The sequence below is a fragment of the Streptomyces sp. AC627_RSS907 genome, assembly GCF_019049165.1.
Genome location: NZ_JAGMUE010000019.1, coordinates 27,337 through 49,966 on the forward strand (window position 1 = coordinate 27,337; position 22,630 = coordinate 49,966).

24 protein-coding genes and 1 pseudogene are annotated in these 22,630 nt (G+C 72.4%); 16 read left to right on the forward strand and 9 right to left on the reverse strand.

From position 1 onward, the window contains the following. Position 1 precedes the first annotated feature (1 nt). Complete coding sequence (locus KUM32_RS06000; RefSeq protein ID WP_217140744.1) at positions 2-655, forward strand: response regulator transcription factor; 654 nt, start codon at positions 2-4, stop codon at positions 653-655. 66 nt (positions 656-721) lie between these two features. On the opposite strand, the gene KUM32_RS06005 is transcribed toward KUM32_RS06000, so the two are convergent. Both KUM32_RS06005 and KUM32_RS06010 read right to left on the reverse strand, forming a co-directional pair. After that, the gene (locus KUM32_RS06005; protein ID WP_217140745.1) at positions 722-2,410 is read right to left on the reverse strand and encodes a bifunctional 3'-5' exonuclease/DNA polymerase; all 1,689 of its coding nucleotides are present in this window, start codon (positions 2,408-2,410) and stop codon (positions 722-724) included. 59 nt (positions 2,411-2,469) lie between these two features. Beyond that, positions 2,470-3,252 (reverse strand): Clp protease N-terminal domain-containing protein, encoded by a 783-nt coding sequence (locus KUM32_RS06010; protein WP_217140746.1) that lies wholly within the window; start codon positions 3,250-3,252, stop codon positions 2,470-2,472. Between the two features lie 239 nt (positions 3,253-3,491). Between KUM32_RS06010 and KUM32_RS06015 the strand changes: the two genes are divergently transcribed. Beyond that, on the forward strand, positions 3,492-4,655 hold the full coding sequence (locus tag KUM32_RS06015) for a DUF2786 domain-containing protein (protein ID WP_308408601.1): 1,164 nt from the start codon (positions 3,492-3,494) through the stop codon (positions 4,653-4,655). A gap of 79 nt (positions 4,656-4,734) precedes the next feature. Here KUM32_RS06015 and KUM32_RS06020 read toward each other — a convergent pair whose 3' ends face one another. Beyond that, positions 4,735-5,352, reverse strand: coding sequence for a hypothetical protein (locus tag KUM32_RS06020; RefSeq protein WP_308408602.1), 618 nt, complete (start codon positions 5,350-5,352; stop codon positions 4,735-4,737). Positions 5,353-5,548: 196 nt separating this feature from the next. Between KUM32_RS06020 and rpmG the strand changes: the two genes are divergently transcribed. The 5 genes from rpmG (at position 5,549) to KUM32_RS06045 (ending at position 8,011) form a co-directional block, all read left to right on the forward strand. Beyond that, complete coding sequence (gene rpmG, locus KUM32_RS06025; protein ID WP_019329852.1) at positions 5,549-5,713, forward strand: 50S ribosomal protein L33; 165 nt, start codon at positions 5,549-5,551, stop codon at positions 5,711-5,713. Between the two features lie 8 nt (positions 5,714-5,721). Beyond that, the gene (locus tag KUM32_RS06030; protein ID WP_217140747.1) at positions 5,722-5,976 is read left to right on the forward strand and encodes a type B 50S ribosomal protein L31; all 255 of its coding nucleotides are present in this window, start codon (positions 5,722-5,724) and stop codon (positions 5,974-5,976) included. Beyond that, positions 5,973-7,169, forward strand: a complete 1,197-nt coding sequence (locus KUM32_RS06035) for a GTP-binding protein (RefSeq protein WP_217140748.1) — start codon at positions 5,973-5,975, stop codon at positions 7,167-7,169. Before KUM32_RS06030 ends, KUM32_RS06035 begins: the two co-directional genes overlap by 4 nt. A gap of 4 nt (positions 7,170-7,173) precedes the next feature. Continuing rightward, the gene (rpsR, locus tag KUM32_RS06040; RefSeq protein WP_217140749.1) at positions 7,174-7,407 is read left to right on the forward strand and encodes a 30S ribosomal protein S18; all 234 of its coding nucleotides are present in this window, start codon (positions 7,174-7,176) and stop codon (positions 7,405-7,407) included. Positions 7,408-7,741: 334 nt separating this feature from the next. Beyond that, positions 7,742-8,011, forward strand: a complete 270-nt coding sequence (locus KUM32_RS06045) for a DUF397 domain-containing protein (protein ID WP_217140750.1) — start codon at positions 7,742-7,744, stop codon at positions 8,009-8,011. A 37-nt stretch (positions 8,012-8,048) separates the two neighbouring features. Here KUM32_RS06045 and KUM32_RS06050 read toward each other — a convergent pair whose 3' ends face one another. Then, positions 8,049-8,540, reverse strand: coding sequence for an ATP-binding protein (locus KUM32_RS06050; protein ID WP_254405105.1), 492 nt, complete (start codon positions 8,538-8,540; stop codon positions 8,049-8,051). A gap of 397 nt (positions 8,541-8,937) precedes the next feature. On the opposite strand from KUM32_RS06050, the gene KUM32_RS06055 reads away from it, so the two are divergent. From KUM32_RS06055 to KUM32_RS06080, 6 genes are all read left to right on the forward strand, one after another. Next, the gene (locus tag KUM32_RS06055) at positions 8,938-9,762 is read left to right on the forward strand and encodes a helix-turn-helix transcriptional regulator (protein WP_217140765.1); all 825 of its coding nucleotides are present in this window, start codon (positions 8,938-8,940) and stop codon (positions 9,760-9,762) included. Between the two features lie 65 nt (positions 9,763-9,827). Then, entirely contained in the window at positions 9,828-11,288 is a 1,461-nt protein-coding gene (locus KUM32_RS06060; protein WP_217140752.1) for an aldehyde dehydrogenase family protein, read from the forward strand. A 140-nt stretch (positions 11,289-11,428) separates the two neighbouring features. Next, positions 11,429-11,974, forward strand: a complete 546-nt coding sequence (locus KUM32_RS06065; RefSeq protein WP_217140753.1) for a DinB family protein — start codon at positions 11,429-11,431, stop codon at positions 11,972-11,974. A 10-nt stretch (positions 11,975-11,984) separates the two neighbouring features. After that, a complete protein-coding gene (locus KUM32_RS06070) occupies positions 11,985-12,626 on the forward strand; it encodes a PadR family transcriptional regulator (RefSeq protein ID WP_217140754.1) in 642 nt (213 codons plus the stop codon). 76 nt (positions 12,627-12,702) lie between these two features. Continuing rightward, positions 12,703-13,644, forward strand: a complete 942-nt coding sequence (locus tag KUM32_RS06075) for an ATP-binding cassette domain-containing protein (RefSeq protein ID WP_217140755.1) — start codon at positions 12,703-12,705, stop codon at positions 13,642-13,644. Positions 13,645-13,694: 50 nt separating this feature from the next. Continuing rightward, a complete protein-coding gene (locus KUM32_RS06080; protein ID WP_217140766.1) occupies positions 13,695-14,423 on the forward strand; it encodes an ABC transporter permease in 729 nt (242 codons plus the stop codon). 174 nt (positions 14,424-14,597) lie between these two features. Here the strand turns inward: KUM32_RS06080 and KUM32_RS43255 are convergent. Together KUM32_RS43255 and KUM32_RS06085 are read right to left on the reverse strand one after the other, a co-directional pair. Continuing rightward, positions 14,598-14,849, reverse strand: a pseudogene (locus tag KUM32_RS43255) (glutamate decarboxylase); the annotation flags it as partial. 119 nt (positions 14,850-14,968) lie between these two features. After that, positions 14,969-15,808 (reverse strand): CPBP family intramembrane glutamic endopeptidase, encoded by an 840-nt coding sequence (locus KUM32_RS06085; RefSeq protein ID WP_217140756.1) that lies wholly within the window; start codon positions 15,806-15,808, stop codon positions 14,969-14,971. Positions 15,809-16,046: 238 nt separating this feature from the next. Here KUM32_RS06085 and KUM32_RS06090 point away from each other — a divergent pair, with 238 nt between their 5' ends. After that, positions 16,047-16,808 carry a MerR family transcriptional regulator gene (locus tag KUM32_RS06090; protein ID WP_217140757.1) on the forward strand — a complete coding sequence of 254 codons (762 nt, stop codon included), beginning with the start codon at positions 16,047-16,049 and terminating at the stop codon, positions 16,806-16,808. Between the two features lie 21 nt (positions 16,809-16,829). Here the strand turns inward: KUM32_RS06090 and KUM32_RS06095 are convergent, their stop codons facing one another. Beyond that, entirely contained in the window at positions 16,830-17,195 is a 366-nt protein-coding gene (locus KUM32_RS06095) for a YbjQ family protein (protein WP_217140758.1), read from the reverse strand. A 134-nt stretch (positions 17,196-17,329) separates the two neighbouring features. On the opposite strand from KUM32_RS06095, the gene KUM32_RS06100 reads away from it, so the two are divergent. After that, a complete protein-coding gene (locus KUM32_RS06100) occupies positions 17,330-18,247 on the forward strand; it encodes a DedA family protein (RefSeq protein ID WP_217140759.1) in 918 nt (305 codons plus the stop codon). A gap of 130 nt (positions 18,248-18,377) precedes the next feature. Here the strand turns inward: KUM32_RS06100 and KUM32_RS06105 are convergent, their stop codons facing one another. Together KUM32_RS06105 and KUM32_RS06110 are read right to left on the reverse strand one after the other, a co-directional pair. After that, entirely contained in the window at positions 18,378-20,090 is a 1,713-nt protein-coding gene (locus KUM32_RS06105; RefSeq protein WP_217140760.1) for a threonine/serine exporter ThrE family protein, read from the reverse strand. 122 nt (positions 20,091-20,212) lie between these two features. Next, on the reverse strand, positions 20,213-20,704 hold the full coding sequence (locus tag KUM32_RS06110; RefSeq protein WP_064731883.1) for an inorganic diphosphatase: 492 nt from the start codon (positions 20,702-20,704) through the stop codon (positions 20,213-20,215). A gap of 124 nt (positions 20,705-20,828) precedes the next feature. Between KUM32_RS06110 and dacB the strand changes: the two genes are divergently transcribed. Further along, the gene (gene dacB / locus KUM32_RS06115) at positions 20,829-22,379 is read left to right on the forward strand and encodes a D-alanyl-D-alanine carboxypeptidase/D-alanyl-D-alanine-endopeptidase (RefSeq protein WP_217140761.1); all 1,551 of its coding nucleotides are present in this window, start codon (positions 20,829-20,831) and stop codon (positions 22,377-22,379) included. Positions 22,380-22,630: the final 251 nt, after the last annotated feature.

A 22,630-nucleotide genomic window follows, 5' to 3' on the forward strand; every position in this document is an offset into this window, starting at 1 on the left:
GATGATCCGAGTCCTGGTCGCCGACGACGAGGCGCTGATGCGCGTGGGGATCCGGCTGATCCTGGAGAACGCCGAGGACATCGAGGTGGTCGCCGAGGCGGGCGACGGCCAGGAGGCCGTGGCCGCCTGCCGCACCCAGGACATCGACGTCGCCCTGCTCGACATCCAGATGCCGGCCGGTGACGGAATCACGGCCGCCGAGGAGATCGCCCGGCTCTCGCCCCGCACCTGTGTCGTGATGCTGACGGCGTTCGGCGAGGAGGCGAGTGTGACACGCGCCCTGCGGGCCGGCGCGAGCGGTTTCCTCCTCAAGGACACCGGGCCCGCCGACCTGATACGCGCCGTGCAGCTCGCCGCCAGGGGCGAACCGGTCCTGGCCCCCCGTATCACCCGGCAACTGCTGGACCGGCACGTACGGTCCGGCCGGGACACGGAGGCCGCCCTGCGCAGGACCGAAGAGCTGACCCCGGCCGAACGGGACGTCCTGCGGCTGCTCGGTACGGGCCTGTCCAACGCGGAGATCGCCGACGAGCTGTATCTGAGCGCCGGCACGGTCAAGGCGCACATCAGCCGGATCCTCACCCGCACCGGCTGCGCCAACCGGGTGCAGGCCGCCGTCCTCGCGCACGACGCCGGGCTGCTCACCGATCGCTGAACCGCCCCCTGGGGGGCCGCCGGTATCACCGGAACCACCGGCATCACCCGGGTCACCGCCCGGCGGTCACTTGGCGTCCGCGTAGCACCGCACCACCGCCGTCGTGAACGGGAACCGCACCGGTGTCCGGCCGAACGTCAGCCGTCCCGCCAGCTCCGCCGCCTCCCGGATCGCGGCGACGACGGCGTCGGCCTCCTCCTCGGGACAGTGCACGATCACCTCGTCGTGCTGGAAGAAGACCAGCTCCGCCGCCTTGTCCGCGCAGGCCTGCCGCAGCGCGGCGAGCAGCAGCAGGGCCCAGTCGGCGGCGCTGCCCTGGACGACGAAGTTGCGGGCGAAGCGGCCCCGCGCGCGGGCGTTGGTGGAGGCGTAGCCGGGCACCCACTCCTGCGGGCCGGGGGCGTCGGAGGGGCCGTCCTGCGGCAGCCCCGCCTCCTCGGCGCCGTCGGCCGCTCCGGCCGCCGGCGGGCAGGTGCGCCCCAGCCAGGTGCGTACGAGCCGCCCCTCCTCGCCCGCGCGGGCCGCGTCGTCCACGTACGCCACCGCCCTGGGGAATCTGCGTCTGAGCGCGGCGAGGTTCTTCAGGCCGTCGCCGGAGGTCTGGCCGTAGACCGCGCCGAGCACGGCGAGCTTGGCCTGGGCACGGTCGCCGGAGAAGGCGCGGTCGGACACCGACTGGTAGAGGTCGGTCTCCCGGCCGGCCACCTCCATCAGACCGGGGTCCCGGGAGATCGCCGCCAGCACGCGCGGCTCCATCTGGTCGGCGTCCGCGACCACCAGCCGCCAGCCCGGGTCCGCGACGACGGCCCGCCGGATGACCTTGGGGATCTGCAGCCCGCCCCCGCCGTTGGTCACCCAGCGGCCGGTCACGGTGCCGCCGGCGAGGAACTCGGGGCGGAACCGTCCGTCGCGCACCCAGTCCTGCAGCCAGGACCAGCCGTGGGCGACCCATATGCGGTACAGCTTCTTGTACTCGATCAGCGGCTGCACGGCCGGATGGTCGACCGACTCGAGCTCCCACCGGCGGGTGGAGCCGACCTTGATCCCGGCCTGTGCGAACGCCTTGACGACGTCCGCGGGCAGGTCGGGCCGCACCCGGCGGCCGAAGGCGGCGGACACCTCCTCCGCCAGCTCGGCCAGGCGGCGCGGCTCGCCCCCTCCCGCGTACCGCTCGCCGAGCAGGTCGTGCAGTACCTCGCGGTGCACGTCGGCCCGCCAGGGCAGCCCCGCCCGGTTCATCTCGGTGGCCACCAGCGTCCCCGCGGACTCGGCCGCCGTCAGCAGCCGCAGCCGGTCGGGGTGGGCGGACCGGTCGTGGCGGCGCTGCTGCTCGGCGTAGACGGCGAGCAGGTCGTCCAGCGGCAGGCGGACGCCCTGCGGCTCGAAGAGAGGGGACTGCGCGCCCGGCTCGGCGGAGCGCTGCGGCGGGTCGGGCGGCACAGGGCCGCCGCGCAGCCGCGCCAGGGCCGCCGCCGCCGAGCGCGGCTCGCCGTACCGCCCCTCGTGGCCGAGCAGCAGGGTCTCGGCGGCCTCCACGTCGTAGCACCGGTCCACTCGCACCCCCGCGGCGAGCAGGCGCGGGTAGACCTCCGCGGTGGACCGCCACACCCACCGCGCGGCGTGCGGCCGGCCGCGCACGGCCTCGGCGGGGCCGGGCTCCCGGCGCACCGGGCCGGCGGGCAGCCCGTCGGGGCCGAGGGGGGCGACGTCCACACCACCGTCCTCGGCCACGGCGAGCGCCCACCGTTCGGCCATACCGCGAGTCTGACAGGGGGGTCTGACAGGGGGTCTGACAACGCCCCTGTCACGCGGGCTCAGCCCTCCTCGCGCGCGCCCTGCTCGCCTTGCACGCCCCGATCGCCCTGTTCGCCGTCCGTGTGCTGGATCTGGATCTGTGCGAGCACCCTGGCGATCCAGTCCTCGGTCCTGGCCTTGGTGAGGCCGAGGCCGCTGAGGACGCCCTCGCCGTTCTCGTGCTCCAGCAGGGCGAGCAGGAGGTGCTCGGTGCCGATGTAGTTGTGGCCCAGGCGTAGGGCCTCGCGGAAGGTGAGCTCCAGGACCTTCTTGGCCGCCGGGCCGTACGGCACCAGGTCGGGGGCCTCCTCGACGGCCGGCGGGAGCACGGCGGTCGCCGCCGCGCGGACCGCGTCGGGGGTGACGCCCTGGTCGGCGATCGCCTTGACGGCGAGGGCCTCCGGCTCGGCGAGCAGCCCGAGGACGAGGTGTTCGGGCAGGCCCTCGGCGTGGTGCGCGGCCTTGGCCTCGTTGTGCGCGGCCATCACCACGTTGCGGGCACGCGGTGTGTAGCGGTTGAAGCCCTCGTTCGGGTCGAGCCCGGCCGACTCCTTCGGCACGAAGCGCTTCTGCGCCGCCTGCCGGGTGACGCCCATGCTCTTGCCGATGTCCGTCCAGGACGCACCCGAACGCCGGGCCTGGTCCACGAAGTGTCCGATGAGGTGATCGGCCACCTCGCCGAGGTGCTCGCCGGCGATGACGGCGTCCTGGAGCTGTTCGAGGGGCTCCGCGTGCACCTTCTTGATCGCGGTGATGAGTTCGTCGAGCCGTACGGATGACGTGATGCTCGGGTTCGTCGTCATGTGTCAACCGTAGGTTGCGCCTCGACCACTGTCAACCACTGGTTGACAGTGGGGTCGGACGGCACGGGCACTGGGCGAAGGCGGCGATGAGGAAAGCCGTGTGGAGGGTCATGCCCACCATGCGCGCCATGGTCGGCGCCGGGTGGGCGCGGCGCCGGGTGGGCGCGGTCCCGGGTGGCGCGGGCCCGGGTGAATTCCGCGGAGTGAGACGTTCCGGGGGATCGTGGCACCATCGCCGGGTGAGTACGTCCCGCACCATCGACCGTGCCTTCGAGACCGCCCTGTACGACACCGCCGACGCCGCCCTCGACAGCGCCGCCTCGCTACTCGCGGCCGACCCGGCGGCGGACGCGGAACTGGCCCGCCGGGGCGAGGAGTTCGTGGCCTCGGCCTGGCGACGCGGCTGGCAGCCCGCCGACCTCATACGGATCGTGCGGCGCGAACTGGACGACGTCCACGTAGGGCTGGTGGCGGCGCTGATCCGGGCCCAGGCGCCGGACGACCGCCCGCGCGGTCCCCGCTGGGCCGCGCAGCTCGCCGGTGTACCGGATCAGGCGCCGCCCCGTACCGACCGCTTCTCGCACGCCACCGCCGTACTGGAGCTGTACCGCCTGCTGCTGCGCCTGCCCTCCTTGGAACCCCTGGAATCGGGGGAAACGGGGGAAACGGGGCGGCCGGGGAAGGAGGAGGACCCTCGGCGGGAGAGCCGGCCGGAGTCCCGAGCCCTCGCCCGCATCCGCGCACTGCTCGCCAAGGCGGAGGCGACCGGATATCCGGAGGAGGCGGAGGCGCTCAGCGCCAAGGCGCAGGAGCTGATGGCCCGGCACAGCATCGACGAGGCGCTGCTGGCGGCCCACGCGCCCGCGCCCGACGCCCCGGGCGCGTGCCGGATCGGGGTGGAGCCGCCGTACGAGCAGGCCAAGGCGGTCCTGCTGGACGCGGTGGCCGACGCCAACCACTGCCGGGCCGTGTGGAACGAACCTCTCGGCTTCTCCACTGTCGTCGGCTTCGAGGCGGACCTGGAGGCGGTCGAACTCCTCTACACCTCGCTGCTGGTGCAGGCCGAGGCCGCGATGACGAAGGCGGAGGCCGCCCAGCGTGCGGGCGGGCGCAAGCGGACCAAGACCTTCCGTCAGTCGTTCCTCGCCGCCTACGCCCACCGCGCGGGAACCCGGCTCCGGGCGGCGGCCGAGGCGGCCACCGCCCAGACCGGTACGGAGACGGACGTGGACCTCCTGCCGGTCCTGGCCTCCCGCGAGGTCGCGGTCACCGATCGTCTGGAGCGCATGTTCCCGGAGACGACCACGACCCGCCTGCGCGGTGCGGGTGACGCGGCGGGCTGGACGGAGGGCACCCGCGCGGCCGACCGCGCCCGGGTCGGCCACCGGCGGCCGCTGCCGTAGGCGACGCCCGTGCGGGACGGGTGCGGGGCCCCGGCCCGCGCGGCCGTCGTCCTGCCCCGCGTGGACGCCGGCGCGCGGTTCAGGAGCCGAGACCGGCCGTCGGCAGCCCCGGGGGCAACGAACCGCCCTCGGACCTGGTGTACGTCTCCTCGCCGAGGGCGCCCCGCCACTTCACCGTGAGCGACGTCCCGTCGACCGACTCCACCGTCCCGGTCGCCCGGTCGTCGCTGCCGTCCGTGCACTTCAGGCGGATCGTCCGGGCGCCGGAGCCCTCGTCGGCGGTGCCGCTGCACACGGCTCCGCCCGTGGCGAAGAGGGCGGCCTTGTCGCCCGTGACCATCAGCGCGACGGCATCACCGCCGGTGGTGGCCAGCCAGCTGCCGTCCAGCCCGCCACCGGTGCCGGCGCCCGGATCCGCGCTCGCGGACGGGCTCGGGGACGGGCTCGCGGACCCGCTGGGAACGGCCGAGGGCGCGTCGCCCCCGCCCGCGCCGTCATCGGAGCCACCCTCGTCGGTGCACGCGGTCAGCACCAGCGCGCCGACCAGCCCCACGGCCGCGGCCGCCGCCCGGAAGGGCCGTCGCGCGCGCCGGCGCGAGCCGCCCGGACCCGGCGCACGGGCGGCCGTACTCCGCACGTTCGCCGCACTCGTCACGCTCGCCGTACTCGCCGTGCTCTCCGCAGTCACCCACGTCACCGGAAGCTCCAAGCTGTAGCCGGACGGCCGGGTCGGCCCCAAGACAGCCGCAAGCTACCAGGACGTCTCGCGCACGCGGGTGGGGTTCGCGCCCCGGGGCTGTCGGCACGCAGGGCGCGGACACGGTGACGCACCTCTCTTTCAGGCCCGCCCCTCCTGGACGGCTAATGGAATTCATTTTCAGTAAGATGTGGGCATGGCTCGCAACGAACTCCGTCCGGTGATCAAGCTCCGGTCCACCGCCGGCACCGGCTTCACCTACGTCACCCGCAAGAACCGCCGCAACGACCCGGACCGGCTCGTCCTGCGCAAGTACGACCCGGTCGCCGGCCGGCACGTCGATTTCCGAGAGGAGCGCTGACCACCGCCATGCGCGAGGGAATCCACCCGCAGTACGGTCCGGTCGTCTTCCGCGACCGCGCCGCGAACCACGCCTTCCTCACCCGCTCGACCATGACCAGCGAGCGGACGATCGAGTGGGAGGACGGCACCACCTACCCGGTCGTCGACGTCGAGATCTCGAACGTCAGCCACCCCTTCTACACCGGCACCGCCCGCGTCCTGGACACCGCCGGACGCGTGGAGCGCTTCGAGCGGCGGTACGGGAAGGAGGGCGGGGCATGAGCGCTCCGGCGGCGCTGCCTGTGGTGATCGTCGCCGGGCTGCACGCGGACGCCCGTCGGGCGGCCGTCGCCCGGCTGCTGGCCGACGTGCCCGGCAGCGTCGTCCTGCACCACGACCTGGCGACGGCCCCCGCGGGCACGGTCGTACGGACCGTCCGGGACGCCACCGGCGTCCTGTCCGCCGGCGAGGCGCCCCTGGTCGACGACTGCGCGTGCTGCGCCCTGCGCGAGGACCTCGTTCCCGAGCTCGAACGGCTCGCGGACGCCGGCGGCACCCCGCTGGCCGTCGTCGAGCTGTGGGACTCCGTCGAGCCCAAGGCGATGGCGGAGGTGGTGACGGCCGGCGGCTTCACCGTCACCGGCGTGATCACCGCCGTCGACCCGGCGCTGGTGTTGCCGTACCTCGGCAACGGCGACGACCTCGCCGAGCGGGGTCTCGCCGCCGCGGCCACCGACCAGCGCACCGTCGCCGACACCTTCGCGCGCCAGCTGGAGTACGCCCCCGTCCTGGCCGTCGCCGACTCCGGCGCGGGCTCCGACGCCGACGTACCGGTGGCCGACGACGAGGACCGCGAGCTGCTGGCCCAGCTGCACCCGACGGCACGGCAGGTCCCGATCGTCCCGACCGGCCACGGCGATCCGGCGGGCGCGGCGGGACCGGAGCTCGCACGGGCCGCCCTCGCCGGCTTCGACGTGGAGGCCGCGGCGGCGGCCCAGCATCCGGCCTGCGCCCTGCTGCCCGCCGAGGCCGACGCGCACGGTGTCGCCACCCTCGTCTGGCGCCGGCGCCGCCCCTTCCACCCGGAGCGGCTGTACGCGGCGCTGGAGGACCTGACCTGCGCCGCCGCCCGCAGCCGGGGCCGGTTCTGGCTCGCCGACAGGACGGACACGCTGCTGCACTGGGACGCCGCCGGCGGAGCCCTCTGCGTGGAGAGCGCGGGGCCCTGGCTCGCCGCGCTCCCCGACGCCGCCTGGGACCTGGTCCCGCCGGTGCGCCGGGCCGCCGCCGCGCTGGACTGGGACCCCGAGCACGGCGACCGCTGCCAGCACCTGGTCTTCACGTCGCCCGGCCTCGACCGCGAGGGCCTGGAACGGCTCCTGGAGTCCTGCCTGCTGACCGACGCCGAGTACGCCGCCGGACGGGCCGCCTGGCAGCGGCTGCCGTCCGCCTTCGACACCCTCCTGGAGGTCTGACCCCATGCCCCGCACGAGCGACCGCAAGCCCGTCAGGCAACGACCCAACCCGCTGGACCAGGCCGGGGTGACGTACGTCGACCACAAGGACACCGACCTGTTGCGGAAGTTCATCTCCGACCGCGGCAAGATCCGCAGCCGTCGCGTCACCCGCGTGTCGTCGCAGCAGCAGCGGCAGTTGGCCAGGGCGATCAAGAACGCGCGGGAGATGGCACTGCTGCCGTACCCCGCGCGCTGATCCGCGCCGTATGCGCCGTGCCGCGCCGTGCGCGCCGTGCCGCAGGCCGGCGCCGCGACCGCGACCGGGGGCCCGCTCGGGGAGCGGGCCCCCGGTTCGTTGCATATTTGACGAATTCCGGGGCACAAGCGGGAACAAGCGGGAACGAGTTCTTCGGAGCGGGCGTCAAAGAGGACAAGGCTCGGTAAAGCGGTCGTCAAAGCTGTAACCGAAAGAGCACCGCGCGTGCACGTGCATTTGCTCATGCATCCGCACGTGAACGGGGCTATGATCCGGACCAGTTGACCACTGCATCAATGGCCACATCAGCCAGTGCACCACCGGGGAGCGACCTGTGGACCACGACGTGTACGACGTTGACGACGCGTCCGGCGTGTACAACGGCATGGCCGCCACGCAGTTGCACGACGTGGCCTGGCAGAAGAGCCGGCACAGCAACTCGCAGGGTTCCTGCGTGGAGTTCGCGCGGCTGCCCGACGGCGCGGTGGCGGTGCGCAACTCCCGCTTCCCCGACGGTCCCGCGCTCGTCTACACGCGCGCCGAGATCGAGGCCATGCTGCTGGGCGTCAAGGACGGCGAGTTCGACCACCTGGTCGCGAGCTGAGCCGCGAGACCGCGGCACCTGGAGGCACCGCGGTCCGTCATCCGCAGGGGTGCTCGCCGGACTGGTGGAGCCGGAACAGCGCCCAGACCACCTTGCCGTCGAGCGTGCCGGCGAGCGGGTGCCAGCCCCAGCTGTCGCTGAAGGAGTCGACGAGGAACAGGCCCCGTCCCGACTCCGCCGAGAAGTCGTCCGTCTCGCGGGCCACCGGGCTGTCGTGGCTGGGATCGCGCACCGCGCACACCAGCCGCCCGGTCCAGCGCATCAGATGCAGCCGGACGGGACCGGTCCGGTCCGCCTGCCGCGGGGTGTTCGCCGGCAGCGCGTGCCGGAGGGCGTTGGTGACCAGTTCGGAGACGACCAGGCACACGTCGTCGAAGCGGTCGCCCGTGTCCCAGCCGTCGAGTGTCCTGCGGGTGAACCGCCGGGCCTCGCGCACCGCGTCGTAACGGGGTGGAAGGGAGCAGGAGGCGGCGTTGGACACGGCCGCGGGATCGAGTGGCGGAAGGCCCTGCCGTAACGGCTCGAGCATGGTCGATCCATTCGTCCCCATGCGAGGCACTCCCGGGAATTCGCGGTCGTAGCGATGCGGCGCGGTGGTGCGGGACCATGGTTTCGGATGCGTACCGCAGATGCAAGGGCAGATGCACGTGCACGTGACCGAAATGGACCTGACCGTACCGCTTGTTGGTCAATTTTTCCGCCATCTTCGTCTCCTCTTCATCTCGTTCAGCCTCGTTCAGCCGCGCTCGGGGGCCGTCGTCGGCTCCTTCCGTGCAGGGACCTGCGCGTTTGTGATGGCCCGATTCCGTTTCCGTAACCGGGCGAGTACTGCTCGGAGTGTTTTAGTGGCAGACTTCGGCCCCTGAAGACGGCTGGGGAGGCTGGCGAACGTGAGCGCGGGAGAGCCCGGATCGGTGGTGCGGCGCATGCTGCTCGGATCACAACTCAGGCGACTGCGTGAGACGCGGGGGATCACGCGCGAGGCGGCGGGCTACTCGATCCGCGCCTCCGAATCGAAGATCAGCCGGATGGAGCTGGGCCGGGTGAGCTTCAAGACGCGGGACGTCGAGGACCTGCTGACGCTGTACGGCGTCACGGACGAGCAGGAGCGCTCCTCCCTGCTCTCCCTGGCCAAGGAGGCCAACGTCGCGGGCTGGTGGCACAGTTACTCCGACGTGCTGCCCAGCTGGTTCCCCACCTACGTGGGCCTGGAGGGCGCGGCCTCGCTGATCCGTGTGTACGAGGTGCAGTTCGTGCACGGCCTGCTGCAGACCGAGGAGTACGCCCGCGCGGTCGTCCGGCGCGGCATGAAGGGCGCGGCGGACGCGGACGTCGAGCGGCGGGTGGCGCTGCGTCTGGAGCGGCAGAAGCATCTCGTCGCCGAGAACGCGCCCGAGTTCCACATCGTCCTCGACGAGGCCGCGCTGCGCCGCCCGTACGGCGACCGCGAGGTGATGCGCGGCCAGCTCCAGCACCTGATCGAGATGTCCGAACGCCCCAACATCCGGCTGCAGATCATGCCGTTCGGCTTCGGCGGGCACTCCGGCGAGAGCGGCGCGTTCACGATCCTGAGCTTCCCCGAGTCGGACCTGTCGGACGTGGTGTACCTGGAGCAGCTCACCAGCGCGCTGTACCTGGACAAGCACGAGGACGTCACCCAGTACGAGACGGCGCTGAAGGAACTGCAGCAGGACAGTCCGGGCCCGGACCAGAGCCGTGACCTTCTCCGGGGTCTCCTCCAACTCTCTTGAAACATAAGTACGATGACACCCCATCAGGCGGCTTCCGAGCGGCAGCTAGGGGATTGAGGGAACACATGTCGTCGTACTTCACCGACCTCGCCCAGCAGTACATCGACGGCGAGTGGCGCCCGGGCACCGGCTCCTGGGACATCATCGACTTCAACCCGTACGACAACGAGAAGCTGGCCTCGATCACGACAGCCACGGTCGACGAGGTCGACGCCGCGTACCGGGCGGCCGAGCGCGCGCAGAAGCAGTGGGCGGCGACCAACCCGTACGCGCGCCGCGCGGTGTTCGAGAAGGCGCTGCGGCTCGTCGAGGAGCGCGAGGCGGAGATCAGCGAGGCGATCGCCGCCGAGCTCGGCGGCACGCGTCTGAAGGCCGGCTTCGAGCTGCACCTCGCCAAGGAGTTCCTGCGCGAGGCGATCCACCTGGCGCTGCGGCCCGAGGGCCGGATCCTCCCCTCCCCGGTCGACGGCAAGGAGAACCGCGTCTACCGGGTGCCGGTCGGCGTCGTGGGCGTCATCAGCCCCTTCAACTTCCCGTTCCTCCTCTCCCTCAAGTCGGTCGCCCCGGCGCTCGCGCTCGGCAACGCCGTGGTCCTCAAGCCGCACCAGAACACGCCGGTCGTCGGCGGCACCCTGGTCGCGAAGATCCTGGAGGACGCCGGCCTGCCGGGCGGCCTGCTCAACGTCGTCATCACCGACATCGCGGAGATAGGCGACGCCTTCCTGGAACACCCGGTCCCGAAGGTGATCTCCTTCACCGGCTCCGACCAGGTCGGCCGCCATGTGGCCACGGTCTGTGCCGCCCACTTCAAGCGCTCGGTGCTGGAACTCGGCGGCAACAGCGCCCTGGTCGTCCTCGACGACGCCGACGTCGACTACGCGGTCGACGCCGCCGTCTTCAGCCGGTACGTCCACCAGGGCCAGGTATGCATGGCCGCCAACCGCATCCTGGTCGACCGCTCGGTCGCCGACGAGTTCACCGAGAAGTTCGTCGCCAAGGTCAGGGCCCTCAAGGTCGGTGACCCGCGCGACCCGTCGACCGTCATCGGCCCGGTGATCAACTCCTCGCAGGCGGACGCCCTCTCCGCCGTCGTCGAGCAGGCGGTCGCCGAGGGCGCGACCGCCCTGCTGCACGGCTCGACCACGGACAACCTGGTCGAGCCCTCGGTCCTGACCGGCCTGCCCGCCGACTCCGCGCTGCTGCGGCAGGAGGTCTTCGGGCCGGTCGCCCTCCTCGTCCCGTTCGACGGCGAGGACGAGGCCCTGCGCCTCGTCAACGACACCCCGTACGGCCTGAGCGGCGCCGTGCACACCGGTGACATCGAGCGCGGCGTGCGCTTCGCCCGGCAGGTCGACACCGGCATGTTCCACGTGAACGACGGCACCGTGCACGACGAGCCGATCGTGCCCTTCGGCGGCGAGAAGCACTCCGGCATCGGCCGCCTGAACGGCCACACGATGCTGGACGCCTTCACCACGCAGAAGTGGATCTCCGTCCAGCACGGCCGGAGCGGGTTCCCCTTCTAGGCCTTTCGGATCGTGCCGGAACACCCGGGCCCTTGCGGACAGAAGCTGACCGCAAGGGCCCGTAGCGTCGTCGGTGCCAGGCAAGGAAGCCCCCTTCCGAAGCCGCGATCGCAACCGAAACCGACGAAAGGCGGCCGGTCATGGTCACTCACGTACGAGCCGAAGCCCAGGGCGACGAGCGCGGAGCGCTGCTGTCCTTCCTCGCCGAGCAGCGCGGCGGCGTCCGCCGGTCGGTGCAGGGGCTGACGGAGGAGCAGGCGGCGTCCCGTCCGAGCGCCAGCGAACTGTCCCTGGCCGGACTGCTCAAGCACGTCGCCGAGGTGGAGCAGGGCTGGATCGCCCGCGCCAGGCAGGAGCCGCCGGCCGTCAAGCGGGACGAGACCAACTGGCACGAGTGCTTTCGGCTCGTGGGTGACGAGACGGTCGCCTCGCAACTGGCGTACTGGGAGGAGGTCGCCGCGGAGACGGAGGCGTTCATCCGCTCGGTACCCAGCCTGGACGACACCTTCCCGCTGCCGGACGAGCCCTGGTTCCCCCCGGACGAGCACGTCTCCATGCGCTGGCTGTGCCTGCACCTGATCCGCGAGACGGCCCGGCACGCCGGCCACGCCGACATCATCCGCGAGTCCCTGGACGGCGCCGTGGCCTGGGACCTGGTGGCGGGGGAACAGGGCGCCCAGGCCTAACCTGGACCCCATGTCAGTGATGCGTCTCCTGGTGCTCGGCGCGGTCCGCCAGCACGGGCGGGCCCACGGCTACCAGGTGCGCAACGACCTGGAGTACTGGGGCGCGCACGAGTGGTCCAACGCCAAGCCCGGCTCGATCTACCACGCGCTGAAGCAGATGGCGAAGCAGGGCCTGCTGCACGCGCACGAGATCGCCCCGTCGACCGCCGGCGGCCCGCCGCGCACCGAGTACGAGATCACCGACGAGGGCACCGAGGAGTACTTCGCCCTGCTCCGGAAGTCCCTCACCGCCTACGACCAGAAGCCGGACGTGCTCTCCGCCGGCCTCGGCCTGATGGTCGACCTCGGCCGCGACGAGGTGCTCGCCCTCCTGGAGGAACGGATCCGGGCCATCCGGGAGTGGCGCAAGGCCGTCACCGAGTACTACACGCCCGAGGGCGGCCCCGGGCAGTTCGGTCACATCGGCGAGATCATGAACTTCTGGGTGCACTCGGCCGACACCGGCGCGGAGTGGACGCGTGCGCTCGTCGAGCGCATCCGGGGCGGGGCGTACACCTTCGCCGGAGAGGGCGAGCCGTTCGTCGGCGTCCTGGGGGAGGGCGAGGAGAACCCGTACGCGACGGGGGAGCGGCACCCGGGAGACCGCGACTAATCAAGTTTGACTAAGGGGATCGGCGGGGATATGGTCCCGGGTCGGTAGTCAAGTTTGATTAATCGGAGGGGTGTCAGTGGCCGACGCGGTGATCACCGTCAAAGGGGCACGCAAGACATACGGCAGCAAGGACGCGCTGGACGGACTCGACCTGACGGTCGCGCGAGGCACGGTGCACGGGGTGCTGGGGCCGAACGGCGCGGGCAAGACGACCCTGGTCCGCATCCTGTCCACCCTCCTGCGCCCCGACGCGGGCCGGATCGAGGTGGCGGGCCACGACGTCGTCAGCGAGGCGTACGCCGTACGGCTGCGCATCGGCCTGCTCGGCCAGCACGCGGCGCTCGACGAGGAGCTCGGCGGCCGGCAGAACCTGGAGATGTTCGGCCGCCTCCACCACCTGGGCGCCCGGCGGGCCCGCGCGCGTGCCGACGAACTCCTGGCGCGCTTCGACCTCGCCGACACCGGCCGCAAACCGGTCAGCGCCTACAGCGGCGGCATGCGGCGCCGCCTGGACCTGGCCGCGTCCCTGATCACCGAACCGGAGGTGCTCTTCCTGGACGAACCGACCACGGGCCTCGACCCGCGCGGCCGTGCCGAGGTGTGGGAGTCGGTCCGCTCTCTGGTCGGCGGCGGTACGACGGTCCTGCTCACCACCCAGTACCTGGAGGAGGCCGACCAGCTCGCCGACCGCATCTCGGTCGTCGACGCGGGCCGGGTCGTCGCCGACGGCACGGCCGACGAGCTGAAGGCGGCCACCGGCGGCGACCGCGTCGACGTCGTCCTGCGCGACGCCGGACAGCTCGGCGCCGCGGTGGCACTGCTGCCGCTCACGGGCGTCCGCGTCGACCCCGACCGCCGGCTGATCAGCGCCCCGGTCGCCGACCGCATGGCGGCGCTCTCCGCCGTCGTACGGGCGCTGGAGGAGGCCGGTCTGACGGCCGAGGACGTGGCCGTGCGCCGGCCGACGCTGGACGAGGTCTTCCTGCACCTCACCGACCGCACGAAGGAGGCCGTGTGAGCGCGAAAACCAAGGACGCCGCGACGTACGCCCTGACCGACTCCTGGACCATGACCCGCCGGGAGCTCGCCCGCTGGGCGCGGCAGCCGGTCACCGTCGTCGTCAACCTGGTCTTCCCCGTCATGCTGCTGCTGATGTTCGGCTACCTCGTCGGCGGCGGCCGGGGCGTGAACGGCGACTACGTCGACTACCTGGTCCCCGGAATGCTGGCGCTCACCATGGCCTTCGGCCTGGAGGGCACGATGATCGCCGTCACCCAGGATTTCGACAAGGGCGTCATCGACCGCTTCCGCTCCCTGCCGATGGCCGACGGGGCCGTCCTGGTCGGCCGTTCCGCCGCCGACATGCTCCAGTCGGCACTCGGTCTCGCCGTGCTGACCGGCGTGGGGTACGCGCTCGGCTGGCGGGCTCAGGGCGGCCCCGGCGCCTTCCTCGGCGCGGTCGGCCTGCTCCTGCTCTTCCGCTTCGCCATGCTCTGGATCGGCATCTTCCTGGCCCTGCTGGCCGGCAAGCCCGAGCTGGTGCAGGCGGTGCAGATCCTGGTCTGGCCGGTCGGCTTCCTCTCCAACGCCTTCGCCACGCCCGACTCCATGCCGGGCTGGCTGGGCACGGTCGTCCAGTGGAACCCGATGTCCCAGACCGCCACCGCCGTCCGCGACCTGTTCGGCAGCCCCGGTGGTGAGGCGGGCCAGGTGTGGGCGGCGGTCGCATGGCCGCTGGCACTCCTCGCGGTGTTCTTCCCACTGGCGGTGGCGCGCTTCACACGGCTCAGCCGGTGAGCGCGCAGACGCCGGCCGTCCTGCCGCGAACCGGCCTTGACGTCCGCATGCGCGGGACGGCGGGCTCCTCTGCTCTCCGCGATGCGGCAGCACCGGTCAGGGCCTCGGGCGTGCGTGCGTCCGTCACGGGGGCCAGGAGCGGCGAGTTCCCCTCCTGACCAGTCGGCGGACCCGTCAGTGGTGGAACCCGGTCACCGCGCCCCTGTCACGGGTCAGCGGGTGCGGCTGCCGGCGCGGCTCCGGCAGCCGCCGCTCCAGGTCCGCCGGCAGCGGGCCGGCAGCAGGCCGGCCATGTCGGCCGAGAAGCCGTTGCGGCACACCACCCGCGGCACCGACAGGACCTCGCGGTGGGGCGGGAACCGGTACGCCGCCCATCAGCCGGCCGCCCTCCCGAAGCCGCCGGGACGCGTCGCAGACGTCGTACGCCGTTGCAGTACTGCGCGACCACCTGTGTGCCACGGCCTCAGGCGTGGACATACGGCGATCTCGCCGCCGCTCGCACGGCGAACGGGGGCGAGATCTCGTGGCCGTCGGGCGACGGGTGTTCAGCTGTGCCTGCGGCGCATGGGTACCAGGTTGCCCCGCCGGCGGGCGGCGATGAGCATGGGGATCGCGATCAGCAGGCTGACGATGACGGGCACGATCGACGCCTCCAGCCCGAACTCTCCGCCGGTCAGCAGGCCGGGGCCGGTCGGGGTGGTGGTCATCAGACCCTCCGAGGCGTGGCCGGAGACCGGGATGCCGATCAGGCCCAGGGCGGTGTTCCAGGCGAAGTGCAGGCCCACGACGAACCAGATGTTGCGCGTCCACAGGAACGCGGCGCCGAGGAGGACGCCGGCCTCGATGGCGATCGCGGTCGAGGTCCACAGCGTGGCGTCCGGGTTGGCCAGGTGCAGACCGCCGAACACCGCCGCGGTGATCGCCAGAGCCGCCCAACTGCCGCACAGCTTCTCCAGCGCCTGGAGGGCGAGGCCGCGGAAGAGGAGTTCCTCGGTCACGGCGGCGCCGACCTGCATCGCGGCCATGCTCGCCACGATCGACAGGCCGTTACCGGGCCGTTCGGCGAACGAGAACTCGGTGAGGAGCATGAGCATCGACACGGTGATGAACCCGAAGCCGATCGCGGCGCCGAACAACGTCTGTGGCACGGCCCCCGACTTCGCGAGCTCCGGCATGCTCCGCCGGGCGACGAAGCGCATGACCGCCCAGTAGGCGGCAACCGCCATGACCGCACCCAGGACGGCGACCACCCCACCCGCCGAGGTGAGCCCGGACACCGCACCCACACCCACTATCCCGGTCAGCATCCAGACGAGGGGAGACTGGGAGAACCGGCCACCCTCCCGGCCTGTGGGCTGGAGCGGCGCGGTGCGCGTCGTACTCATGGTGACCTCCGTAGGGCAACGGCCGCGTGCCTTCCGGCGACCTGCCACGAACGCTACGTAGGCGGCGACGTTCCCGAATCACCCCCGAGTGGACAGTCCGGGTAGCTCCTACGGGGGACACGGGGCGCCGGGCGCCGCGAAAGGCGGGGCCGTTCACGGTGGGGCACGCGGACGCCCGGGCTTGCACCTCACGTCGCGTGAGGCGGCAGCGTGGAGGGCGTCACAGAAGGGAGCGGAAGTGAGCTACTCCGTGGGACAGGTGGCCGGCTTCGCCGGAGTGACGGTGCGCACCCTGCACCACTACGACGACATCGGCCTGCTCGTACCGAGCGAGCGCAGCCACGCGGGCCACCGGCGCTACAGCGACGCCGACCTCGACCGGCTGCAGCAGATCCTGTTCTACCGGGAGCTGGGCTTCCCGCTCGACGAGGTCGCCGTCCTGCTCGACGACCCGGCCGCGGACCCGCGCGCGCACCTGCGCCGCCAGCACGAGCTGCTGACCGCCCGGATCGAGAAGCTGCGGAAGATGGCGGCGGCCGTGGAGCACGCCATGGAGGCACGCACGATGGGGATCAACCTCACGCCGGAGGAGAAGTTCGAGGTCTTCGGTGACTTCGACCCCGACGAGCACCGGGAGGAGGTGCGGGAACGCTGGGGGCACACCGACGCCTACCGCCAGTCGCAGCAGCGCGCGGCCTCGTACACCAAGGAGGACTGGCAGCGCATCCAGGACGAGGCCGACGAGCTCACCCGGCGTTTCGTCGCTCTGATGGAGGCCGGTGAGCCCGCCGACTCCGAGGCGGCCATGGACGCCGCCGAGGACCACCGGCAGGGGATCGCCCGCAACCACTACGACTGCGGGTACGAGATGCACACCTGCCTGGGCGAGATGTACGTCTCGGACGAGCGTTTCACGCGGAACCTCGACGCAGCCCGGCCGGGCTTCGCCGTCTACCTGCGCGACGCGATCCTCGCCAACGCCGCCCGGCACACGGCCTGAGGCCGGTGGTCGTGACCCGGCTCACTCCCGGGCCACGACCACCGCCGTCCCGTACGCGCACACCTCGGTGCCCACGTCCGCCGCCTCCGTCACGTCGAAGCGGAACGCCAGTACCGCGTTGGCCCCCCGCGCGCGTGCCTGCTCGACGAGCCGCGCCATGGCCTCGTTGCGGGTCTCGACCAGTGTCTTGGTGAGACCGCGCAGCTCACCGCCGACCAGCGACTTCAGCCCCGCACCGATCTGGCTCCCCAGGTGCCGGGAACGCACGGTCAGCCCGAAGACCTCCCCGAGCACCTCCTGCACGCGGTGGCCGGGCAGGTCGTTCGTGGTCACGACGAGTACCTCGGGCTGAGGACTCTGTCCGCCGCCGTATTCTTCAATACCCATGGTTCTCAGGTTTCCCCGGGCCGCGTCACAGTGCACCCCGAAAACCCCCGTGGAACCTGGTACGCCACGGCTGCGTTGTACGTTTGGGCAGCCAGGTCCAGCCCGCCTCCCCCAGCAGCAGGAGCCACAATCCCGTGACCACGCTTGCGCTCGGCCCCGAGTGGATCAGCCCGGACTATCTGATCGAGACCTTCAGTCTGCCCGGCATCCTGCTGATCGTCTTCGCCGAGTCCGGCCTCTTCGCGTTCCTGCCCGGCGACTCGCTGCTGTTCACCGCGGGCCTCTTCGTCGCCCAGGGCGAGTACATCAGCCAGCCGCTGTGGCTGGTGTGCGTCCTGATCGTGCTGGCCGCCGTCATCGGTGACCAAGTGGGTTACATGATCGGCAAGTTCTTCGGCCCCAGGCTCTTCAACCGCCCCAACTCCAAGCTCTTCAAACAGGAGAACCTGGAGAAGGCCCACGAGTTCATGGAGAAGTACGGCCCCAAGGCGATCGTCCTGGCCCGCTTCGTGCCGATCGTGCGCACCTTCGCCCCCATCGTGGCGGGCGCCGGACGCATGCAGTACCGCACCTTCCTCACGTACAACGTCATCGGCGGCGTGGCCTGGGGCACGGGCGTCACCCTCGCGGGCTACTGGCTCGGCCAGATCGAGTTCATCCGGACCAACGTCGAGGCCATCCTCGTCCTGATCGTCGTGGTCTCGGTCGTCCCGATCGCGATCGAGTACCTCCGCGAACGCGGCAAGAAGAAGCGCGCCGCCGCCACCGAGCCGCGGCCGCCGGCGGCCCAGCAGCAGCCCCCGTACCCGGTCATGGACGACGCGACGACCCAGCTGCGCCGCGTGGACCCGTACCAGCAGCCGCAGCAGCCCCAGCAGCAGTACGGACAGGGCTACGGCGACCAGGACTACGGCCAGCAGCAGCAGTACGCCCAGCAGTACCCGCAGGGGTACGGACAGCAGCAGCCCTACGGTGACCAGCAGGGGTACGGACAGCAGCAGCCCTACGGTGACCAGCAGGGCGGGCAGTACCCCTACAACCAGGGGCGCTGAACCCGTCCAGGGGGCGCGGGGCCGTATCGATGTGCGGCTCCGCGGCGTGGGCGCGACCAGCCACGACCAGCCATGACGAGCCCGCGCCCGTCGACCGGCAGGAAACCCCGGGCCCGGGGGCGCCCCGGTGCTAGAAGCCCCGCGTCCGCTTCGCCGCCCGGCGCCCCGCCGCACTCGCGGCCCCCGGCACCTTCAGGAACAGCCGGGAGATCTCCCCGCCGAGGTTCACCCCGATGGCGATGGCCATCGCCAGCGCCACGGCCTTCGACAGCGACAGCAGTCCCGCGTCGACCTCGCTCTGCGCGATCGCCAGCAGCCCGAAGTACGTCGCCGAACCGGGCAGCAGCGGCCCGATCGCCGCGGTCGTGTACGGCAGCGCCGACGCGAACCGGTACCGGGACATCAGCTGTCCGAACAGGCCCACCAGTCCCGCCGCGGCGGCCGTGGAGGCCACCGGTGAGATGTCGCCCGCGTAGTGCATGGCGCCGTACACGCACCAGGCGACGCCCCCGTTCAGCGTCACCGCCAGCACGGTGGATCGTTCCTGCTGGAGCAGGATCGCGAAGGCCAGCGACAGCAGCATCGACGCGAGGATCTGCACCACCGGCTGGTCGCCCGTGCCCAGTGCGGCGTCCGGGTTGAGCTTGGCGCCCAGCTGGACGCCGAAGTACAGCACGATCAGCACCCCGCCGACGATGCTGACGAAGAAGTACATGACCTCCAGCAGACGCGCGGCGGCGGTGATGTAGAACCCGGTCAGACCGTCCTGCACCCCCGCGACCAGTGCCCGCCCCGGCAGCAGCGCGAACAGGCCACCGGTGATGACCGCGGACGCCTTCACGTCGACGTGCGCCAGCGTCAGCGTGATGCCGATCGCGGCCGGCGGCATCGCGGCCACCGCGAACTGGTAGAACTCGGGCAGCCCCCGGCCCGCGCACAGCCAGGCCAGCCGGTCGCCGAGCATCGCGCCGAACAGGGCGGCGAAGAACACGATCACGTCACCGCCGACGAGCAGCGAGGCCGCGCCCGCCAGCAGACCGCTCGCCGTGGTCAGCACCCACGTGGGGTAGGGGTGCCGGTTGCGGCGGATCTCGGCGAGGCGCCGGTAGGCCTCCTCCAGGGAGATGTGCGCCTCCGGGTCGCTGAGGTCGTCCACCAGCTGGAAGACGGCCGCGAGCCGGGTGTAGTCGGTGCCCCGGCGGCGTACCGTCCGCGAGGCCGTCACCGGATCCTCCACCAGGGACGGCTGGTGGGAGATCGACAGCAGGGTGAAGGTGACGTTCGGCTCGCAGCGGTCCAGACCGTAGGAACGGCAGACGGCGAACATCGCCGCCTCCACGTCCTCGGCGCCCTCACCGCCCGCCAGGAGCAGCTCACCGATGCGCAGCGTCAGGTCGAGCACGCGCGGCACGGCGGGGCCCGTCTCGTCGTCGTGCCGCTGGACCGTCTCGGGCGCGGGCCGCTCGGCCACCGGCATCCGCAGCATCGCGCGCATCCGGTCCTGCCAGGGCACGTCCTTGGTGAGGCTCAGCATCGGGACGCCGCTCGCCGGCGTGAACGCGGTCGGCGCGGTCCACGCGCTGTACGTGCTCGGCGTGCTGAACGCCGACCCCTCGCCCTCGGCGGGCGGCGCCGGGGGCACGTCCAGCCCTTCCGGCAGCGCGAACTCCGAGGTGGTCTCGGACTCCGTGCCGGTGTGCCGCGGGACGGCCAGGCCCTGCGGGATCTCGAACTCGGACGTCGTCGACGACTCGCCGTCGGCCGGCGTCGCGACCCCACCGGGCTGCCGGAAGGCACTGCGGGCCTCGTCCGTCTGCGGTTTGCGGTCCTCCGCCTCCGTCACTTGCGTAGCGCTCCCTGATGCGTGCACGGCCCCCCTGTAGCCCTCAGTATGCGTACCCAAACGCGAACGGGCCGCACGCGTGTGCGTGCGGCCCGTCACAGGATGGGCGGGAGGGGTGCTGCTCAGTGGCCGCCCTGCTCCTTGAAACGCTTGTAGGACCGCTCGATCTCGATCTCGGCGTCGGTGCGGCCGACCCAGTTGGCGCCCTCGACGGACTTGCCGGGCTCCAGGTCCTTGTAGACCTCGAAGAAGTGCTGGATCTCCAGGCGGTCGAACTCCGACACGTGGTGGATGTCCCGCAGGTGCTCCACGCGCGGGTCGGTCGACGGGACGCACAGCAGCTTGTCGTCGCCGCCGGCCTCGTCCGTCATCCGGAACATGCCGATCGCGCGGCAGCGGATGAGGCAGCCCGGGAAGGTCGGCTCGTCCAGGATGACCAGCGCGTCCAGCGGGTCGCCGTCCTCGCCGAGGGTGTTCTCGACGAAGCCGTAGTCGGTCGGGTAGGCGGTCGAGGTGAAGAGCCGACGGTCCAGGCGGATCCGACCCGTCTCGTGGTCCACCTCGTACTTGTTCCGCGAACCCTTCGGGATCTCGATCGTGACGTCGAACTCCACCGGACGCTCCTCCATGATCAGCACATCGTTCTGGTGGTTAAGTGTCCCTCACGCAGGTGTGTGATCGCGAAAGGGGCTGGTGGTAGTGCCAGAGCTGAGGCCTTGGCGGGCCGCGAGACCGCGTGTGGCGCGGGCAGCGGACGCCGTACGTCCGCGCCTCGCACGTGCCGTGCGGGCCGCCGAACCGCGGATCGCGCGGTTCGCACGGGCCACCGTGCCGCAGCTCGCCCGGATCACCAGGCCGAAGACCTGGCAGTACACCGCCGGTGCCGCCACGGCCGGGCTGGCCCTGGCCGCCGGTGTGGTGACCGCCGCCGGCCCCTGGGACTCCACGGGTCAGCGTACGGCCGAGCGGGACCGGGCCGTCGCGTGGGAGCAGGCGGGTGACGCGGATCACGGCCACGGAACCGCGGACTCCGGTACGACGTCCGGAGCGCCCCGCCCCGCTCCCAGCGCCGGACCCGTCCTGGCCGGGCTCGGCGGCGCCTCGGACGGCGTGCCGGGCGGCGCCAAGGCGGCGCCCGGCGGGAAGGCCGTGAGTGACGTCCTCGGCCCGCTCCTGGAGGACCCGGCGCTCGGCGCCCGCCGCGGGGCGGCCGTCGTCGACCTCACCACCGGCAAGCGCCTCTACGGCCTCGGCGCCGGCCTCCCCCTCACCCCGGCCTCCACCACCAAGATCGCCACCGCCGTCGCCGCCCTCACCGCCCTCGGCCCCGACCACCGCCTCACCACCCGCACCGCCCTGGAGCCCGGCACCGGCGAACTCGTCCTGATCGGCGGCGGCGACCCCACCCTCACCGCGCGGGAGGACGCCCGGGGCCTCGCCAGCCTGCGCGCCCTCGCCGAGAAGACCGCCACGGCCCTGAAGAAGCGGGACCTGCGCAAGGTGACGCTGTCGTACGACACGACGCTCTACTCCGGTACCGAGACGCACCCGATCGGCGTCAACGAGAACCTCGCCCGCGTCACCGCCCTGATGGCCGACGAGGCCCGTACGGACGACTCCACCAGCGGCCCGGCCCCCCGCGCGGCGGACCCGGCGGCGGACGCGGCCGGCACCTTCGCCGGTTTCCTGGAGGAGCACGGCATCACCGCGTCGCCCCCGGGCCCCGCCGAGGCCACCGACCGCGCCGACACCCTCGCCACCGTCTCCTCGCCCCCCGTGACCGCCCTGGTCGAGCGGATGCTGACCAACAGCGACAACGACCTCGCCGAGGCCCTGGCCCGCCACACCGCCGTGGCCACCGGCGAGCCCGCCGACTTCGACGGTGTCTCCGCCGCCGTCACGGCCCGCCTGAAACAGCTGGGCCTCCCCGTGCGCGGCGCTCGCTTCCACGACGGCAGCGGCCTGGACCGCACGGACCGGATCACCGCCGACCTGCTCACCGCCCTGCTCGCCAAGGCCGCCGACCCGGCCCGCCCCGAGCTCCGCCCCGTCCTCACGGGCCTCCCGGTCGCCGGCTTCACCGGCACGCTGGCCGACCGCTACACCGACGGAGCGGCCGGCCACGTCCGCGCCAAGACCGGCACCCTGACGGGCGTCAACACCCTCGCCGGCACGGTGGTCACCGCCGACGGCCGCCTGCTGGGCTTCGCCTTCCTGGCGCACGACACGACGGACGCGTGGGCCGCCCAGAGGGCGCTGGACCGGGCGGCTACGGCCCTGACGCCGTAGCCGGGACGCCGTGGCCGGGACGCCGTGGCCGCCGGCGGCCGTGCCTCGCTCCGTGCCGAACGGCCGGGGAGGCACCCGTCGCGCCGGGCCGCGCGTCCCACCCCGCCCCGCACCGGTGTCGCCACCCCACCGGCCGCCCCGTGGCACCGCCCGCCCGCCGCCCACCCCACCGCCCCGCACAGCCTGCCCCCAGGGGCGGCGCTCACGTACCGTTGACGCATGACGAGCATCGGCGCATCTTCCGGCATGGT

Coding starts and splice junctions, on each gene's coding strand:
- KUM32_RS06000 (WP_217140744.1), top strand. CDS start 2: ATGATCCGAGTCCTGGTCGCCGACGACGAGGCGCTGATGCGCGTGGGG.
- KUM32_RS06005 (WP_217140745.1), bottom strand. CDS start 2,410: ATGGCCGAACGGTGGGCGCTCGCCGTGGCCGAGGACGGTGGTGTGGAC.
- KUM32_RS06010 (WP_217140746.1), bottom strand. CDS start 3,252: ATGACGACGAACCCGAGCATCACGTCATCCGTACGGCTCGACGAACTC.
- rpmG (WP_019329852.1), top strand. CDS start 5,549: ATGGCTCGCAACGAACTCCGTCCGGTGATCAAGCTCCGGTCCACCGCC.
- KUM32_RS06030 (WP_217140747.1), top strand. CDS start 5,722: ATGCGCGAGGGAATCCACCCGCAGTACGGTCCGGTCGTCTTCCGCGAC.
- KUM32_RS06035 (WP_217140748.1), top strand. CDS start 5,973: ATGAGCGCTCCGGCGGCGCTGCCTGTGGTGATCGTCGCCGGGCTGCAC.
- rpsR (WP_217140749.1), top strand. CDS start 7,174: ATGCCCCGCACGAGCGACCGCAAGCCCGTCAGGCAACGACCCAACCCG.
- KUM32_RS06050 (WP_254405105.1), bottom strand. CDS start 8,540: ATGCTCGAGCCGTTACGGCAGGGCCTTCCGCCACTCGATCCCGCGGCC.
- KUM32_RS06055 (WP_217140765.1), top strand. CDS start 8,938: ATGCTGCTCGGATCACAACTCAGGCGACTGCGTGAGACGCGGGGGATC.
- KUM32_RS06060 (WP_217140752.1), top strand. CDS start 9,828: ATGTCGTCGTACTTCACCGACCTCGCCCAGCAGTACATCGACGGCGAG.
- KUM32_RS06065 (WP_217140753.1), top strand. CDS start 11,429: ATGGTCACTCACGTACGAGCCGAAGCCCAGGGCGACGAGCGCGGAGCG.
- KUM32_RS06070 (WP_217140754.1), top strand. CDS start 11,985: ATGTCAGTGATGCGTCTCCTGGTGCTCGGCGCGGTCCGCCAGCACGGG.
- KUM32_RS06080 (WP_217140766.1), top strand. CDS start 13,695: ATGACCCGCCGGGAGCTCGCCCGCTGGGCGCGGCAGCCGGTCACCGTC.
- KUM32_RS06085 (WP_217140756.1), bottom strand. CDS start 15,808: ATGAGTACGACGCGCACCGCGCCGCTCCAGCCCACAGGCCGGGAGGGT.
- KUM32_RS06095 (WP_217140758.1), bottom strand. CDS start 17,195: ATGGGTATTGAAGAATACGGCGGCGGACAGAGTCCTCAGCCCGAGGTA.